3 protein-coding genes are annotated in these 3,572 nt (G+C 69.0%); 1 reads left to right on the forward strand and 2 read right to left on the reverse strand.

Annotated elements, in window-relative coordinates:
• Window positions 1–458 precede the first annotated feature (458 nt).
• The gene (locus tag VF468_11890) at window positions 459–983 is read right to left on the reverse strand and encodes a hypothetical protein (protein HEX5878999.1); all 525 of its coding nucleotides are present in this window, start codon (window positions 981–983) and stop codon (window positions 459–461) included.
• Between the two features lie 503 nt (window positions 984–1,486).
• A complete protein-coding gene (locus tag VF468_11895; protein HEX5879000.1) occupies window positions 1,487–2,008 on the reverse strand; it encodes a hypothetical protein in 522 nt (173 codons plus the stop codon).
• Window positions 2,009–2,540: 532 nt separating this feature from the next.
• On the opposite strand from VF468_11895, the gene VF468_11900 reads away from it, so the two are divergent.
• Window positions 2,541–2,744, forward strand: a complete 204-nt coding sequence (locus tag VF468_11900; GenBank protein HEX5879001.1) for a hypothetical protein — start codon at window positions 2,541–2,543, stop codon at window positions 2,742–2,744.
• The last annotated feature ends 828 nt before the right edge of the window (window positions 2,745–3,572 follow it).

Here is a 3,572-nt window from a genome sequence, read left to right on the forward strand (position 1 = left end):
CGCCCGCGGTGGCAAACTACCTGGTACTTACCAAGGTCGACGCGGACCTCGCCCCCTCCGCGGAGCAGTCAACGGCCCAGGGGCCGTCTCACGCTGCCCATCTTCATCCGTCAGGGGTGGCCGCAGGCCATGAGCCACTTACCATTCGTGCTGCCGCGCACCTGTAGTAAGGCAGCCGCAGGTCAGAGGAACCATGAGTGTCCGTGGCTGACCGTGGCGAACCGGAGGCGGCGTGCCCGGAATGGCACGGAGATGGCACGGCCGGTGAGAACGACGCGGCTCCGGCCTGGCAGCGATGGCACCCACCGCGGGCGACGGGTGAGGCCCATCAAGAAGGACACGAGCCTCGTGGCGAGGGCCGCAGGCCCGCGGCAGCCCGTGTTGGCGGTGGGCTGCTGGATGCCGGCCGGCGAGTGGGCCGAGCGGCTGCCTCAGCCCACTCGCCTGGCGATAGCTCCTCAGCTCGGCTCGTGCACCGAAAGCTGCAGGTCGGTGCAGTGCTCCACGCCTTCAGGGTTGCAGACCCCGAAGGTATGGATCTGGTCGTCGACGATACTCGGCTTGGCGGGGCCGTGGTCGCGGACCACCAAGAACACCGTGGCCCCCAGCGCATCCTCCAGGCTGGTGTCGTCGCCCATGACGTAGCCCTTGGTGTCGCCGACCTTGAGGGAGCCGCCGAACTCAGCCGTGCCGTCCTCGTCGATGACATGGCCAGCGGCGTACAGCACCGCCACCCGACCGTCGTCGGGGTTGACCACCATCCACCAGATGGTCACCGCATGCCCGGGCTCCAGCCCGGTGGTGGACAGCGAGAACGAGATGCCACTCTCGGTCCGGGTCAGGGTGGAGGTGCCGACCACCACCGAGGGGTCGGACATCAGGGTCACGTCGCTGGTGGTCTGGGTGGCCGCCCCGGCGCGACTGAGGGGGATGGCCGCCAGCAGCCCGACAAGGATGAAGGTGACGAGGAGCCTCCGCTTCATGACAGCTTCCTTCCGTGGAGGGACCGGGCGCGGAAGGCAGCAGTCTCGATGAATCGGTCGTGTTGAGCAAACTGGCAGGACTCAGCAATTCGTTCTGGTGTGCAGCGCCGAGAGCAGGGAGTTTGGCGAGTCTGCTGCGGCGTAGCCGATCGTCCTGGGAGCGAATTCGGCAGTAATCGGTAGGTTCTCTCTTGCTGGATTTGGATAGACAATTTGGTTGCCTTGTGGAAATGAGGCCGCCGCCTGGGTTCGGCCGGGGCGGTGCCGGCCGAGGGCGGCCGGAGGCCGCCCGCTGGCTGGCCTTGAGGTGAGTAGAGGAAGTCGTAACGAGCCGGAACGATCAGCCGAGACTTCACACGGAACGATCGGCGGATTGACCGTCCGCTGCATCCGGAACGATCGCCCTCTGGAAGTCTATTTCCGGCATGCGTGGCCAGGCTGATGTCGATGGCCACCTTGACGGTCCCATGGCAGCGGGTCGCAGCGGCAGAGGCTGGAACCTTCTATAGGCCGTAGCGCTCCTTGGTCTTGGGGTCGGCCGGGTCGAGCAGCGGCACGCCGCGCGCTGCCCGCAGCTGCTGGACCTCGTCAAGGTGCTCGTGGACCCAGGCGGCCTCCTCTGGAGAGATGCGCCCACGATGCGGCAGGCCCCATTCCACCTTGCGCTTGGCTGGGGCCTGGCCATCCCCGGTCCTGCGCCCACGCCGGCGTGGCTGGGCTGGGCGTTGCGGCTGCTGGTCGGCCACCGCGTTCATCAGAATTGAGTTCATGTCGCCGCTGGCGGCCAGCCGGTTGAACCGGTCCACCGACAGCAGTGCCCGTTGCCCGCTGCGCTCGCCGGGCTGGATGACCTCGATGGACACGTACTGCTCGCTCTCGGGGATCTCCGCGAGTTCCTCGGGCAGGACATCCAGGGTGATGGGCCCTTGATAATGGGGGTGCTCATGCACGATCAGCTTGGCGAACTGCTCCTCACCGGCCTGGCGACCGGACAGGTCGGACACGCGAACTTGCTTGACCGCCACGGCTAGCCTCCTCGGTCAGGGTCGGCAAAGCATAGCAAGGTAACGGGCCCTCCTGGCTTGGAAGTGCCCGGGTCTTAGCGCCACCAGACAACGCAACGGCCAGGGTCGGTTTGAGGCCATGCCAACCAGAGGGCGAGAACCTCACGGCGATAACCGGCGACACCCACCAAGAGCCTCGTACGCTCAGCTGCGGGTGGGCTGGCAGCCCAGCCGCTTCCTGGCCGACCGGGCCGAGGCCGAGCGGGCCTTTGCCCTGGCGGAGCGGCTGGGCACTTCAACGCGGCCGCAGCTGAGCTAGGCGCCACCTGGCCATCGCTGGGCAAAGCCTTCACCCGCCACGGCTTGGGCCTGCCCGCCCGCAACCCCGAGGCCGTCCGGCAGCGCCGCCATCGCCGCCGCCCGCCAACGCACCGGCCAGCCCTCCCGGCCGTGGATCCGGTGGTTGTGGCCCTCAACCCCGCGCCCTCCCCGCCGGGAGCGATCACCGGCGGAGCTATATGCGTGGGTCCGCTGCGACGAGGAGTACGCCATCTTGGCCGCCAACGTGGTGGTCGAACTCAACAGTGGAAGCCGGGCCCGCAAGCCCACCACCCGGGTCTGGGTGATCATCCGCCGGGCCGACCGCCGCCACCGGCTAACCAGCCAACGCGCCGGCCGGCCCGACCGCCGCCACGCCGACCAAACCGACCGGTCCTACCAACCCCAGGAGCGCGAGATGATGGCCGATACCCGCTGACCCCAAACAGCCCGACCAGACAGGGGCGGTGATCCAGGCGAGTGCGGTGCATGGGCTGGGTGGGTCGGAAGACCCAGTTGGCCATCGAGTACACCCACCGGTATGCAGCCGACTATGACCTGGGTCTGGTGGGTGCCGCCCGGACAGCTGTTGGCCATTCCGGGCCGGCTGGCGGCCCTGGCCCTCCGGCTGGGGCGACCTGCGACCCTGGCCCGGGTTTCCGCCCCCTCGGTCCCAGACGCCTTCGGCGCTCCAGTCGACCGATGATCCCAGCCCAGGTGGCCTCGCCAAGCAGGTACTGGCCGGCTACCGTACGGGCGGTCGGCTGCTGGTGCTTCGGTTAGCGCGGCGCTGGCGGGCAAGTCGGTGTTCATTGATGCACTGAGGGGCGCAGCAAGGGGGGAGGGCCGTGGTGGAGGTGCCCAAGCCGCCGTGGTACCGCCGGTTCGGGGTCGTCGTTGTGGCCGCGAACCTGGTGGTGGCGGCGGTGCTGGTGGCGGCGGTGGTCGCCCTGTGGCCGCAACCAGCCCAGCGGCCGGTCGCGCCGGCAACCACGGCAGGGGTGGGGCGGCAAGCCGAGCAGGTCGTACCCCAAGGCCCCGAGCCAGCGACGATCCTGACGGCCTCGACCAGGGCTCGCCTGGAGGCGGGGGTGCTGTGGCAGAAGCGGGGGGGTGTCGGGTCGGTGGGCGGGCGGTTCGATGCGCCCGGCCGCTGGCGGGTGGTCTGGTCCTTCAGCTGCCAGAGCTTGCCAAGTACGGCGGGGGCAACTTCAAGCTGTCCGGGGCCGGGGACTTCGCGGAGGTCTCGGTGCAGCGCTTTGGGGTC

Source organism: Actinomycetota bacterium (genome assembly GCA_036280995.1).
GTDB lineage: Bacteria > Actinomycetota > CALGFH01 > CALGFH01 > CALGFH01 > CALGFH01.

Coding starts and splice junctions, on each gene's coding strand:
- VF468_11890 (HEX5878999.1), bottom strand. CDS start 983: ATGAAGCGGAGGCTCCTCGTCACCTTCATCCTTGTCGGGCTGCTGGCG.